Raw genomic sequence first — 13,460 nt, 5'->3', positions numbered from 1 at the left:
AAGGGCGCCTCGTCACCTAACCTCCCGGCCCGCACACGCCCCCGGCCCATCAACCGCCCCCCGCCCCGTCGCAGCGAGCTGCGGCGGGGCGGGGGGAGTGAGCCGGAAGGCCTTATACGTGCGGCACCGGGACCGTTCCCAGGCGGCCGGCCTGGAAGTCTTCGAATGCCTGCTTGAGCTCGGCCTGGCTGTTCATGACGAACGGGCCGTAGTGCGCCATCGGCTCACGGATCGGGCGGCCGCCCAGCAGGACGACCTCCAGGTCCGGGGTGTGCGCGTCCTGGATCTCGTCCGCGCGGACCGTGATCGACGCGCCGTCGCCGAAGACCGCCGTCTGGCCCGTGTGCACCGGCCGGCGGTCCGTGCCGACCGAACCGCGGCCGGCCAGCACGTACGCCAGGCCGTTGAAGTCCTCGCGCCACGGCAGCGTGACCTCGGCGCCGGGGCGCAGCGTCGCGTGGATCATCGTGATCGGGGTGTGCGTGATGCCCGGGCCCTCGTGGCCGTCCAGCTCGCCCGCGATGACGCGCAGCAGCGCGCCGCCGTCGTGCGAGGTGAGCAGCTGGACCTGGCCGCCGCGGATGTCCTGGTACCGGGGGTCCATCATCTTGTCGGCCGCCGGGAGGTTCACCCAGAGCTGCAGCCCGTGGAAGAGTCCGCCCGCCATGACGAGCGCCTCCGGCGGCGCCTCGATGTGCAGCAGGCCGGAGCCCGCCGTCATCCACTGCGTGTCACCGTTCTGGATGGTGCCGCCGCCACCGTTGCTGTCCTGGTGGATGAAGGTGCCGTCGATCAGGTAGGTGACGGTCTCGAAGCCGCGGTGCGGGTGCCAGGGCGTGCCCTTGGCCTCGCCCGCCGCGTACTCCACCTCGCCCATCTGGTCCATCATGATGAACGGGTCGAGGTACTGGTAGTTGATCCCGGCGAAGGCGCGGCGCACCGGGAAGCCCTCGCCCTCGAATCCGCCGGGCGCGGTGGTCACGGCCAGCACGGGGCGGGCCACGGCATCGGCCGCGGCGGACACCCGCGGCAGAGTCAGCGGGTTCTCGACGGTCACAGCAGGCATGAGGGCCCTCCTCGGGAGTCTTCGCGTTCCAATTTAGTTGAACGGTGAACATCCCGCAAGGCGCACTTCATTCCCCGCCGCCCCCCGGCGCCTTCTCCCCCGCCCGCGACGCGCGTAGCCCCGTCCGCGAAAACCACGGCGATCGGGCAGGTACTCCAGCCCCACCAGGGACTTCCCGCCCCAATAGCGGGCAATAGCGGGCTTCCGGTTTGCCCTTCCGCCGTTTCGAGCAGGCGCTCTGCGACCAACTACCTTTCGAAAGAACGGAGTTGCTTATCGTGGTAAGAACCGCCCGCACCACCGCATTCGTCGCTGCGACGCTCCTGGTCACCGGCGCGCTCGCCGCGCCGTCCGCCGACGCCGCAGCCCCGGACGAGACAGCCTCCGGCACCGCCGCCCGGCACTGCGTCGTGAACAGCGCCACCGGCGCGGACAGTTGCTTCGCCGCCTTCCCCGACGCCATCGAGGCGGCGACCGGCGGACAGGTCACCGACACCCCCGCCTCCGCGAAGGCGGCCGCCGGCGACCAGTCGTTCCGTACGGAGATGAAGCGCTTCAACGCGCCCACCCGGTCGAAGCAGTCAAAGCAGTCGGAGTCGGAGTCGGAGTCGGAGTCGGCGAAATCGTCGACGCTCGCCGCCGCCGACTCCGTCGTCCAGGGCACTTTCTTCGACGAGGTCCAGTTCGGCGGATCGTCACTGACGATCACCGGGACCGCGCCCTGCGTGAAGGACGGCTGGATCGAGTACCAGTACGACTTCCCGGACGACTGGAAGAACCGCGTCTCGTCCGTGCAGCCCTGGGCCGACTGCTGGATCTGGCTCTACCCGGAGCCGAACCTCACCGGTGACAGGGACGGTCCGTTCGACGAGAACACCGCCGACGTGGGCTCGTTCATGAACGACCGCGCCCAGTCCGTCGGGTTTAGTTGACACGCACACGTCAACACGCCGACGAAAACCCCCACGAAAACCCCCAAGGAAACCCCCACACCCCCGCACATATCCCCCCACACCGTTCGGAGAAATCCATGACGAAAAGAGCACGCCTGTCCATGCTGCTGGTGGCCCTCGCGACAGCGGGCAGCGCCGCCCTCTCCACGGGCACGGCCTCCGCCGAGGAGACCCCCACCTCCCGCGAGCTGCTCGACAAGTGCGACAACGGCAGCGACCTCTGCGTCTTCCACCCCGACGGGCCGCCCTCCGTCTCCATGGGTGAGGCCCACCAGGTCGGCGACAGCGCCTACAACTGCACCGCCGACCTCCAGCGCTCCACCGTCGGCTGGTCGGACACCACAGGCGAGTCGAACAGCCTCGGCGTCTCCCTGAGCGCGGAGTACGGCTTCTCCGAGGTCTTCAAGGTGACCATCGAGACCAGCTACCAGCACACCTGGGAGAGCTCCCACACCGAGTCCGAGCAGACGAACGTCGACGTCCGTCCCGGCGAGGTCGGCTGGATCACCCGCGAGGCCCAGATGCAGCACGTCTCTGGCACCTACGAGCTGCACTTCGGTGACCCGTTCTACGGCCACTACTACTGGTACGTGCCGTTCGACGCGACCGGCCCGCTGCCCGACGCGCCCAGCACCAAGACCCAGCACACCCGGGCGATGACGGACCAGGAGCGCGCGGAACACTGCGCCTGACCACAGCCCGCAGAACACAGAACACCACGACGGCCCGGCCCCCGCGTACCTGTACCTCTACGCGGGGGCCGGGCCGTCGCCGTCAGGAAAACCTCAGCCGTACATCCGCCGCATCGCGAAGTCCACCATCTGCTCGACCGCCTTCGCGTCGAAGACCATCCGGTGGTCGCCCTCCATGTCCAGGACGAAGCCGTACCCCGTCGGCAGCAGGTCGATCACCTCGGCGCCCGTGATCACGAAGTACTTGGACTCCTTGCCCGCGTACCTGCGCAGCTCCTTCAGCGTGCTGAACATCGGGATCACCGGCTGCTGCGTGTTGTGCAGCGCCAGGAACCCCGGGTTGTCGCCGCGCGGACAGTAGACCTTCGACGTCGCGAAGATCTGCTGGAAGTCCTCGGCGGCCAGCGAGCCCGTCGTGAAGGCCCTGACGGCGTCACCGAGCGAAGGCGGCGACGGCTCCGGGTAGAGCGGCTGCTCGCCGTACCCGCCGACGCCACCCATGGGCTGGCCGCCCATCGGCTGGCCACCCATCGGCTGCTGGGGCGGCGCGGCGTACTGCTGCTGTGCGCCCGGGGTCTGGTCGTAGCCGTACATGCACGCAAGAGTACTGACGAATGGGCCCCGAGGGAGCCTCGTCACAGATGACCTGTCGGGGTTGCGTCTTATTACCCATGGGTAGCATCATCGTAGGTAGCCAAGTACACAGCCGCGTACACAACCACGTGCGAAGCCCATACTTGGACAGCCGACACACGAGCCACGAGCCACACGAGCCTTACGGAGCCGTCGCCATGGGGCACTACAAGTCGAATCTCCGCGACATCGAGTTCAACCTCTTCGAGGTCCTCGGACGCGACAAGCTGTACGGCACCGGTCCGTTCGCCGAGATGGACGCGGAGACAGCGAAGAGCATCCTCGCCGAGGTCACCCGCCTCGCCGAGAACGATCTCGCGGAGTCCTTCGCCGACGCCGACCGCAACCCCCCGGTCTTCGACCCCGACACCAACACCGCCCCCCTCCCGGCCTCCTTCAAGAAGAGCTACAAGGCCTTCATGGACGCCGAGTACTGGCGGCTCGGGCTGCCCGAGGAGATCGGCGGCACGACCGCGCCCCGCTCCCTGATCTGGGCGTACGCGGAGCTGGTGCTGGGTGCGAACCCCGCCGTGTGGATGTACGCCTCGGGCCCCGCCTTCGCCGGCGTCCTCTTCGAGGAGGGCAACGAGGCGCAGAAGAAGATCGCCGAGATCGCCGTCGACAAGCAGTGGACGTCGACGATGGTGCTCACCGAGCCGGACGCGGGCTCCGACGTGGGCGCGGGCCGGACGAAGGCCGTCGAGCAGGAGGACGGCTCCTGGCACATCGAGGGCGTGAAGCGGTTCATCACGTCCGGTGAGAACGACCTCTCGGAGAACATCCTTCACTACGTGCTCGCCCGCCCCGAGGGCGCCGGACCCGGCACCAAGGGCCTGTCGCTCTTCCTGGTGCCGCAGTACGAGTTCGACTTCGGGACCGGCGAGCTGGGCGAGCGCAACGGCGTCTACGCCACGAACGTCGAGCACAAGATGGGTCTGAAGGTCTCCAACACCTGCGAGCTGACCTTCGGCGACCGGCACCCCGCCAAGGGCTGGCTGATCGGTGACAAGCACGAGGGCATCCGCCAGATGTTCCGCATCATCGAGTTCGCCCGGATGATGGTCGGCACGAAGGCCATCGCCACGCTCTCCACCGGGTACCTGAACGCGCTGGAGTACGCCAAGGAGCGCGTGCAGGGCCCCGACCTGGCCCAGTTCATGGACAAGACCGCGCCCAAGGTCACCATCACGCACCACCCCGACGTACGCCGCTCGCTCATGACGCAGAAGGCGTACGCGGAAGGCATGCGCGCCCTGGTGATGTACACGGCGGCGCTCCAGGACGAGATCGCGGTCAAGGAAGCGGCCGAGGAGGACGTGAAGGCGCTCAACGGCCTGAACGACCTGCTGCTGCCGATCGTGAAGGGCTACGGCTCGGAGCGCTCGTACGAGCAGCTCGCGCAGTCGCTGCAGACCTTCGGCGGCTCCGGCTATCTGCAGGAGTACCCGGTCGAGCAGTACATCAGGGACGCCAAGATCGACACCCTCTACGAGGGCACGACGGCCATCCAGGGCCAGGACTTCTTCTTCCGGAAGATCGTCCGCGACCAGGGTGTGGCGCTGAACACACTGGCCGAGGAGATCAAGCAGTTCCTCGCCGTCGGCACGGGCGGTACGGAGCTGGCGCCGGCCCGTGACGCGCTCGCGAAGGCCGCCGTCGACCTGGAGGCGATCGTCGGGCGGATGCTGACCGACCTCACCTCCACCGGTGAGGACGTCAAGAACATCTACAAGGTCGGGCTCAACACGACCCGCCTGCTGATGGCTTCGGGCGACGTCGTCGTCGGCTACCTGCTGCTGCGCGGTGCCGCGGTGGCGACGGAGAAGCTGGAGACGGCGGCGGCCAAGGACGTCGCGTTCTACCAGGGCAAGATCGCCGCTGCGAAGTTCTTCGCGGCGAACGTGCTGCCGGGTGTCTCGGCCGAGCGGGCGCTGGCGGAGTCGGTGGACAGCTCGCTGATGGAGCTGGCCGAGTCGGCCTTCTGACCGGCGCAACTGTCAGGTGTGGGGCGTTCGTTCGGACCGGGTCCTCGGTCCGGAGGAACGCCCCACAGTTGTGTGCCGCCGCAGCAACCCCCCAGCGCCCCGGACCCCGTGTTCCTCCCGCTCCCGACCGCTTTGACGCCTGTCGCACCAAACCTCCGCCCATGGGCGGAGCCGCCTGTCAAGGCTCTTGGCAGGCGCAGAGCAGGTGTCATAAGCCGTCGTTAAGGTGAAGGCATGCGTTCTTCCCCCCGCTTCGACCGCGGCCACACCGACGACCTCATGTCCTTCCTGGCGGCGAGCCCGTCGCCGTACCACGCTGTGGCGAACGCCGCGGCGCGCCTGGAGAAGGCGGGCTTCCGGCAGGTGTCGGAGACCGACGCGTGGGACGGCGCGGCCGGCGGGAAGTTCGTGCTGCGCGGCGGGGCCCTGATCGCCTGGTTCGTGCCGGAGGGCGCGGCGGCGCACACGCCGTTCCGGATCATCGGCGCGCACACGGACTCGCCGAGCCTGCGGGTGAAGCCGCAGCCCGACATCGGCGCCTACGGATGGCGTCAGGTCGCCGTCGAGATCTACGGCGGACCGCTGCTCAACACCTGGCTCGACCGCGACCTCGGCCTGGCAGGGCGGATCTCGCTGCGCGACGGCACCCACCGGCTGGTCGCCGTCGACCGCGCCGTGCTGCGCGTCCCGCAGCTCGCCGTGCATCTGGACCGCTCGGTGAACACCGACGGGCTCAAGCTGGACCGGCAGCGGCACATGCAGCCCATCTGGGGCCTCGGGGAGCCGGACGAAGGCGATCTGATCCGCTTCGTCGCCGAGGAGAGCGGCGTCGGCGCCGCCGAGATCACCGGCTGGGACCTGATGCCGTATCCCGTCGAGCCGCCGGGCTATCTGGGCCGCGACCGCGAGCTGGTGGCGGGTCCCCGGATGGACAACCTGCTCTCGGTGCACGCGGCCACCGCCGCGCTGGCCGCCGTCGCCAACCCCACCCCTGACGACACCCCCGCCCCGGACGGGACGTCCGCCGCCGACGAGCCCCTGCCGTACATCCCCGTGGTCGCCGCCTTCGACCACGAGGAAAGCGGCTCCCAGTCGGACACCGGCGCCGACGGCCCGCTGCTCGGCACGGTGCTGGAGCGCTCGGTGCTCTCCCGTGGCGGGACGTTCGAGGACCGCGCGCGTGCGCTGGCCGGCTCCATCTGTCTCTCCTCGGACACCGGCCACGCCGTACACCCCAACTACGGCGAGCGGCACGACCCGACGCACCACCCCCGGGCCAACGGCGGCCCGATCCTCAAGGTGAATGTGAACATGCGGTACGCGACGGACGGCGGCGGCCGGGCCGTGTTCGCCGCCGCCTGCGAGAAGGCGGACGTCCCGTGGCAGACGTTCGTCTCCAACAACGCGATGCCCTGCGGCACGACGATCGGCCCGATCACGGCGGCGCGGCACGGCATCACCACCGTCGACGTGGGCGTGGCGATCCTGTCGATGCACAGCGCGCGCGAGTTGTGCGGCGCCGACGACCCGTACCTCCTGGCGAACGTGCTGGCCGCGTTCCTGGAAGGCTGACGGGACAGACCTCGGCCAACGGCCCCCTGAACACCTTCCGTCCCGCCTGACGACCGATCAACCGCCAACGCTCGCATGCCCGATCGAGTCGGGGGTACCCGAGCAGTGGCCCGGAACGGCCACCACTCGTATCAGGAGGCGGGATTCATGGGCATCGGCGGATGTATCGCTCTTATCGGGGTTGGTGCGATCCTCACTTTCGCAACCGACTGGCATTCGGACAGCGTCAACATCGACCTGGTCGGCGTGATCATGATGGCGGTCGGCATCATCGGGATCGCCACCTTCACCAGCATCGCCAGGCGGCGGCGCGCGGTCGTGTCCGAGACCGTCGTCCAGCGGGACGACCGCGGCGCCGGCGGCGGCTTCGGAGGTCCGGGCAACTACTGAGGCGCCCCGTCAGCCATCGGCAGCGTCGCCGATGTTGACTGACACTCCGTACTGACACCCCGTCAGGAGTCCATCCCTGCCAGGACCAGAGCGAGCCGTGACGTGCCGTCGGCCGCGAGCCGGACCGGAACACCCCAGTCCTGCTGGTGCACATGGCACGCCGGGTACTCGTTCGCCGGGTCGTCGTCGCAGGACGCGGCCATCGCCGACACATGCAGGACGCCCTCGGCGACCTGGTCGGAGAGCACCACCTCACGGCTGAGGTCCGTGCCCGCGCCCTCCCCGGAGACCAGCAGCTCCGGCGGGGTCGCCGACACCAGCAGCCGGGTCGAAGGCCCGTATCGGGTGTCCAGCTTCTGGCCGGTCGGCGCGGTGAAGACCACAGCCAGCTCGAACGCACCCGGCGCCACCTCGGTCGCCGTGCGCTGCGTACGGTGGGCGACCGACTCGACCCGTACCGCTTCCTCGGGCAGCCGCAGCCGGGTCAGCCGGTGCCGGGCCGATTCGACGACGACGATGTCGTCCCCGACGAGCACGGCGTCGGACGGCTCCCGCAGATCCGTCGCGAGGGTCGTCACCTCACCGGTCGCCGGGTCGAAGCGGCGCAGCGCGTGGTTGTACGTGTCGGCGACGGCGACCGAGCCGTCGGGCAGCGCCGTCACGCCGAGCGGGTGCTGGAGCAGCGCCTCGGCGCCGGGGCCGTCGCGGTGGCCGAAGTCGAACAGGCCGGAGCCGACGGCGGTACGGATGACGAACTCCGCGCCGTACCCCTCGCCCGCACGCCCCCCGCTCCCCGCCTCGCCCGCACGCTCCCCAGCGGCGCGCTCCACGTAACGCAGCGCGCTCGTCTCGGAGTCGGCGATCCACAGCCGGTCCCCCGCCGCAGCGAGGCCGGACGGCTGCGCGAACCACGCCTCGGCCGCGGGGCCGTCGAACAGGCCCTCGTTGGTCGTCCCCGCCACCGCCTCGACGGTGCCGGTGGCCGGGTCGTACGTCCACAGCTGGTGGACGCCGGCCATCGCGATCCACACCCGGTCCGCCCACCACGCCACGTCCCACGGCGACGACAGGTCCACCTCGCGTGCGGGCCCCGCGGTCGGCGACCCCTGCCACCACTGCCTGCCGGTTCCCGCGACGGTCTCGACGGCGCCGCTGACCGGGTCGTACGTGCGCAGGGCGTGGTTCACGGTGTCCGCGACGATCACCCGGCCGTCGGGCAGCAGCGCGAGCCCCTGCGGCTCGGCGAAGGAGGCGGCGGCGAAGGAGCCGTCGGCGGCCGTGGCGTCGCGGAAGCCGCGATCACCGCTGCCGACGCGGCGTACGACGCTCTCGCCGTCCGGCTCCAGCTCGACCAGCTGGTGCCGGGTCGAGTCGGAGACGAGCAGATTCCCCGAGGGCAGCACCAGCGCCTTGCCCGGGAACCGCAGATCGGTCGCGACCGGCTCGGGCGGCACGTACGGTCCGTCGCCGCGCCGCAGCGTGCCCTTCGCCGCGTGCTCGGCCTCCAGCTCCTCGACCAGCTTCTCGATGGCGTGCGCATGGCCCTCGCCCGCGTGCTGCGCGACGACGTACCCCTCGGGGTCGACGACGACCAGCGTGGGCCAGGCCCGCACCGCGTACTGCTTCCAGGTCGCCAGCTCGGGATCGTCCAGGACGGGGTGGTGCACCTCGTAGCGCTCCACGGCGTCCACGACGGCCTGATGCTCGGCCTCGTGCACGAACTTCGGCGAGTGGACGCCGATGATCACCAGCGTGTCCCGGTGCTTCTCCTCCAGCTCACGCAGCTCGTCCAGCACGTGCAGACAGTTGATGCAGCAGAACGTCCAGAAATCCAGTACGACGATCCGTCCGCGCAGGTCGGCGAGGGTGTACGAGGTGTCGCCCGTGTTGAGCCAGCCGCCCTTGCCGGTCAGCTCGGGGGCACGGACGCGGACGCGCCGCGGGGAGGAAGTCGCACTGTTCATGGTTCAAGGGTGCCACCCCGCCCCCACGCGTTTCGCGCCGAGTAGATTCCCCGCATGGGGACTGGGGAACTGCTCGGCTCGGGCCGGAGCGCGGACGTGTACGCGATAGACGACGAGTGGGTGCTGCGGCGCACCAGGGACGGCCTCGACGTGACCGACGAAGCCGTCGTGATGGCGTATCTGTGGGAGCACGGGTATCCGGTGCCGCAGGTGCGGCTGCCCGCGGACACGGGTCCCGGAGCAGGCGCGCGGACCGAGCTGGTGATGCGGCGGCTGTCCGGGCCGACGATGGTCCAGTCGCTGCTGCAGGGCACCACGACGCCGCAGGAAGGCGGGCTGATGCTCGCCCGGCTGCTGCACCGGCTGCACGCGGTGCCGCCGATGACCGGGGACGATCCGGCCGACCGGATCCTGCATCTCGATCTGCATCCGGAGAATGTGATCCTCACGCCGAGCGGCCCCATGGTGATCGACTGGACCAACACCGAGGAAGGGCCGCCGGGGCTCGACTGGGCGATGTCGGCGCTGATCCTCGCGCAGGTGATGGTGGCCGGCGAGCTGCCGCCCGAGCCGATCCGGGTGGGTCTCGCCGAGCTGCTGGCGCACGGCGACGTGGACCCCGGGCACCTCGACGCCGTACGGGCCCGCCGGCTGGCCAACCCGACGATGAGCGAGCGGGAGCTGAGCCTGGTGGACGAGGCGGTGGCGCAGGTGCTCGCGATCCGGAGCGAGCAGGGCCGCTGAGCGCGTCGGCCGGGCGGATCCGGCTGCACGTGCTCCGCTGCACGCGTCCGTGACGGCGTACGCCCCACCCGAACGCGTGCACCTACGCCCTGTCGGTCATCGGCTCGTACGGCGGGGGTACCCGTCCTTCATGAAATACCTCGTACGCGACAAAATCTTCGCGATCGGCGACGACTACTGGATCGAGGACGAGCACGGCCGCAAGGCCTTCCTCGTCGACGGCAAGGCGCTGCGGCTGCGTGACACCCTGGAACTCAAGGACCCCTCGGGGGCCGTCCTGATCACGCTGCGCGAGAAGATGCTCAGCCTGCGGGACACGATGACCATCGAGCGCGACGAGCAGCCGCTGGCGACCGTCCGCAAGAAGCGGCTCTCGCTGCTGCGCAACCACTACCGGGTCACCCTGGTCGAGGGCACCGAACTCGACGTGAGCGGCAAGATCCTGGACCGCGAGTTCGCCATCGAGTACGAGGGCGAACTGCTGGCCGACATCTCCCGCCGCTGGCTGCGGGTGCGCGAGACCTACGGCGTCGATGTCGTACGGGAGGACACCGACCACTCACTGCTGCTCGCGGTCGCGGTGTGCGTGATCCGGATGGCGGAGAAGGAACGCGAGGGCGACGACCACTGAGGGACGGTGACCGCCGCCGCGCACATGGATTGTGACGCCCTGTCGCGACGCCCTACTCGGAAGGCTCGGGCTGCGCGGACGGCTTCGGCAGGCCCAGCCGCCGGTCCTTGAGCGCCGGGAACTGCCGGCGGGTCTTCGCCACCTTCGCCGGGTCGAGGTCGACCGTCAGGACTTCCTCGCCGGTGCCCGCCTCGGCGAGCACCTCGCCCCAGGGGTCCACGACGATGCTGTGGCCCGACTGCTCGACCCCCGCGTGGGTGCCCGCGGTGGCGCAGGCCAGGACGTACGCCTGGTTCTCCACGGCGCGGGCCTGGGCGAGCAGCGTCCAGTGCGCGCGGCGGCGGGCAGGCCAGCCTGCGGGGACGACGAACGCCTCGGCGCCCGCGTCGACAAGGCCCCGGAACAGCTCGGGGAAGCGCAGGTCGTAGCAGGTGGCGAGGCCCAGCGTCAGGCCGGACAGCTCGAAGGTGACGAGTTCGTCCCCCGCGCCCATCAGCGTCGCCTCGCCCTTGTCGAAGCCGAAGCGGTGGATCTTCCGGTACGTACGGGCGAGTTCGCCCGAGGGGGAGATGAGCAGCGAGGTGTTGTAGAGGACGCCGTCGGCGGCGCCCTCGACCACCGAACCCGCGTGCAGCCAGACCCCGGCGTCGGCCGCCGCCTTCGACATCGCCTCGAACGTCGGACCTTCGACCGGTTCGGCCTCTTCGGCGAAGGATTCGTACGCGAACGCGCCCACCGGCCACAGCTCGGGAAGGACCACCAGGTCAGCGCCGCGCTGCTCGCGTACCAGCGATGCCGCGCGCCGCCTGCGCGCATTGACCGTTTCGTCCGGGTCTACTGCGATCTGGATGAGCGAGGCGCGCACACTACCACCGTCCTGGCATTCGAGCCGTCAACACGGGCCTACGATCGTCACACGAAAGCACTGCCGGGGTGCCACCGGGCAGCGTAACTTAGGCTGCCGAACCTCCCACGCAGCCCGCAGCCAGCCAGCCACCCAGCAAGCCAGCCCGCGTACCGCAGAACCGCCGAGGGGTCCCGTGACCGTCCATCCCAGCCTTCAAACCTACGTCGATGCCTGGACCCACTCAGTGGAAGCGATAGCCGAGTTGGTACAGCCACTCGGCGAGGGCGAGTGGAACCGGCGCACGCCGTGTCCCGGCTGGTCGGTCCGCGACATCATCTCCCATGTCATCGGCATGGAGTGCGAGATGCTCGGGGACCCGCGGCCGATCCACACCCTGCCGCGTGATCTTTACCACGTGAAGAGCGAGATCTCCCGCTACATGGAGATGCAGGTCGACGTGCGCCGGCACCACACGGCTCCGGAGATGACCTCCGAGCTGGAGTACACGGTCATCCGGCGCAACCGCCAGCTGCGTAACGAGACGCGCCAGCCCGACGCGATGGTCCGCGCACCGCTCGGCACGGAACAGACCCTCGAAACCGCCATGCGCGACCGGGCGTTCGACATCTGGGTGCACGAGCAGGATCTGCGGACCGCGCTGGACAAGCCGGGGAACCTCGACTCGCCCGGTGCGCTGGTGGCGCGCGACGCGCTGCTGGCCGCGCTGCCGAAGGTGGTCGCCAAGGACGCGGGCGCCCCGCCGAGTTCGGCCGTCGTCCTCGACGTGCACGGACCGGTGGAGTTCCTCCGTACGATCCGGGTCGACGCGGAAGGGCGCGGGACGATCGACGGCGCGCCCTCGCTCGGTCCCGCCGTGACGCTGGCGATGGACTGGGAGACGTACTTCCGACTGGCCTGCGGCCGGGTCCGGCTCGCCTCGGTGGTGGACCGGGTCAAGATCGACGGTGACTACGACCTGGCAGAGGCGATCCTGCGGGAGTTCGCGGTCACGCGCTGATCTCCGCCGGCCGGGCCCCGGGCTGATCCCCGCCGGCCTGCGCGCGCCGCACGCTCCGTCTCACGCTCCGTCTCACGCGGGCACGTGCACGGCCTCCACCCGGCTGGCCACGAGCCGTTCCCGCTCCCTGCGTACCGCACGCGCCCGCAGCCGCAGGATCTGGGTGATCCCGACCGCTTCGAGCACGAAGATGGACGAGAAGGCGATCCGGTAGTTGTCGCCGGTCGCGTCCAGCAGGACGCCGACCGCGAGCAGCGTCGTCATCGAGGCCACGAAACCGCCCATGTTGACGATTCCCGAGGCCGTGCCCTGACGCGCGGGCGGGTTGGCGGGCCGGGCGAAGTCGAAGCCGATCATGGAGGCGGGTCCGCAGGCGCCGAGGGTGGCGCACAGGACGATCAGCAGCCACATCGGCGCATGCCCGGCCCGGTCGCCGGGATACGCGAGGGTGACGGCCCAGAGCAGTGTCGTCGTCCCGACCGTACCGAGCACCAGCGGCAGCCGCGCCGCGTGGTGCCGGCCGATGATCTGTCCGTAGACGAGCCCGATCACCATGTTGGACAGCACGATCAGCGTGAGCAGTTCGCCCGCAGTCGACCGGGACAGGCCCTGCGCCTCGACCAGGAACGGCAGCCCCCACAGCAGCAGGAAGAACATCGCGGGGAAGCCGGTGGTGAAGTGCACCCACAGACCGAGCCGGGTGCCGGGCTCCCGCCAGGCGGCGGCGATCTGCTTGCGGACGTAACTGACGCCGGCGTGTTCGACGGGCGGCGGCTCGTACCCCTCGGGGTGGTCCTTCAGGAACAGCAGCATCAGGACCAGGACGACGACGCCGGCCATGGCGCTGCCCGCGAACGTCGCCGTCCAGCCGAGGCTGTGCAGGGTGCGCGCGATGACCAGCGTGGAGACGAGGTTGCCCGCCATCCCGAACAGCGCGGCGACCTGCGTGATCAGCGGCCCGCGCC

General features: G+C 70.1%; 13 protein-coding genes. 8 read left to right on the top strand and 5 right to left on the bottom strand.

Going from position 1 to position 13,460, the window contains the following annotated elements:
* Window positions 1-112: 112 nt before the first annotated feature.
* Window positions 113-1,066 (bottom strand): pirin family protein, encoded by a 954-nt coding sequence (locus HY68_RS11155; protein WP_041987580.1) that lies wholly within the window; start codon window positions 1,064-1,066, stop codon window positions 113-115.
* A 278-nt stretch (window positions 1,067-1,344) separates the two neighbouring features.
* Here HY68_RS11155 and HY68_RS11150 point away from each other — a divergent pair, with 278 nt between their 5' ends.
* A complete protein-coding gene (locus tag HY68_RS11150; RefSeq protein WP_241778530.1) occupies window positions 1,345-1,998 on the top strand; it encodes a hypothetical protein in 654 nt (217 codons plus the stop codon).
* 98 nt (window positions 1,999-2,096) lie between these two features.
* Window positions 2,097-2,711, top strand: coding sequence for a hypothetical protein (locus tag HY68_RS11145; protein WP_041987578.1), 615 nt, complete (start codon window positions 2,097-2,099; stop codon window positions 2,709-2,711).
* 93 nt (window positions 2,712-2,804) lie between these two features.
* On the opposite strand, the gene HY68_RS11140 is transcribed toward HY68_RS11145, so the two are convergent.
* Window positions 2,805-3,305 (bottom strand): SseB family protein, encoded by a 501-nt coding sequence (locus HY68_RS11140; RefSeq protein ID WP_041987577.1) that lies wholly within the window; start codon window positions 3,303-3,305, stop codon window positions 2,805-2,807.
* A 197-nt stretch (window positions 3,306-3,502) separates the two neighbouring features.
* Here HY68_RS11140 and HY68_RS11135 point away from each other — a divergent pair, with 197 nt between their 5' ends.
* From HY68_RS11135 to HY68_RS11125, 3 genes are all read left to right on the top strand, one after another.
* On the top strand, window positions 3,503-5,329 hold the full coding sequence (locus tag HY68_RS11135) for an acyl-CoA dehydrogenase (protein ID WP_041987576.1): 1,827 nt from the start codon (window positions 3,503-3,505) through the stop codon (window positions 5,327-5,329).
* A gap of 234 nt (window positions 5,330-5,563) precedes the next feature.
* Window positions 5,564-6,901 (top strand): M18 family aminopeptidase, encoded by a 1,338-nt coding sequence (locus HY68_RS11130; RefSeq protein WP_041987574.1) that lies wholly within the window; start codon window positions 5,564-5,566, stop codon window positions 6,899-6,901.
* Window positions 6,902-7,048: 147 nt separating this feature from the next.
* Window positions 7,049-7,291, top strand: coding sequence for a hypothetical protein (locus HY68_RS11125; RefSeq protein WP_041987572.1), 243 nt, complete (start codon window positions 7,049-7,051; stop codon window positions 7,289-7,291).
* A gap of 62 nt (window positions 7,292-7,353) precedes the next feature.
* Here the strand turns inward: HY68_RS11125 and HY68_RS11120 are convergent, their stop codons facing one another.
* On the bottom strand, window positions 7,354-9,255 hold the full coding sequence (locus tag HY68_RS11120; RefSeq protein ID WP_041987571.1) for an NHL domain-containing thioredoxin family protein: 1,902 nt from the start codon (window positions 9,253-9,255) through the stop codon (window positions 7,354-7,356).
* Window positions 9,256-9,309: 54 nt separating this feature from the next.
* Between HY68_RS11120 and HY68_RS11115 the strand changes: the two genes are divergently transcribed.
* Complete coding sequence (locus HY68_RS11115; protein WP_052457065.1) at window positions 9,310-9,999, top strand: phosphotransferase; 690 nt, start codon at window positions 9,310-9,312, stop codon at window positions 9,997-9,999.
* A 130-nt stretch (window positions 10,000-10,129) separates the two neighbouring features.
* Window positions 10,130-10,630 carry an LURP-one-related family protein gene (locus HY68_RS11110; protein ID WP_041987567.1) on the top strand — a complete coding sequence of 167 codons (501 nt, stop codon included), beginning with the start codon at window positions 10,130-10,132 and terminating at the stop codon, window positions 10,628-10,630.
* A gap of 52 nt (window positions 10,631-10,682) precedes the next feature.
* Here the strand turns inward: HY68_RS11110 and HY68_RS11105 are convergent, their stop codons facing one another.
* Window positions 10,683-11,495 carry a carbon-nitrogen family hydrolase gene (locus HY68_RS11105; protein ID WP_041987566.1) on the bottom strand — a complete coding sequence of 271 codons (813 nt, stop codon included), beginning with the start codon at window positions 11,493-11,495 and terminating at the stop codon, window positions 10,683-10,685.
* Between the two features lie 175 nt (window positions 11,496-11,670).
* Here HY68_RS11105 and HY68_RS11100 point away from each other — a divergent pair, with 175 nt between their 5' ends.
* The gene (locus HY68_RS11100; protein WP_041987564.1) at window positions 11,671-12,495 is read left to right on the top strand and encodes a maleylpyruvate isomerase family mycothiol-dependent enzyme; all 825 of its coding nucleotides are present in this window, start codon (window positions 11,671-11,673) and stop codon (window positions 12,493-12,495) included.
* 72 nt (window positions 12,496-12,567) lie between these two features.
* Here the strand turns inward: HY68_RS11100 and HY68_RS11095 are convergent.
* A partial coding sequence (locus HY68_RS11095; RefSeq protein WP_041987561.1) for an MFS transporter occupies window positions 12,568-13,460 on the bottom strand: 893 nt, incomplete at its 5' end.

This window comes from Streptomyces sp. AcH 505, from assembly GCF_000818175.1.
In the GTDB taxonomy this organism is placed as follows: Bacteria; Actinomycetota; Actinomycetes; order Streptomycetales; family Streptomycetaceae; genus Streptomyces.
This window is presented reverse-complemented; position numbering and strand designations above follow the sequence as displayed.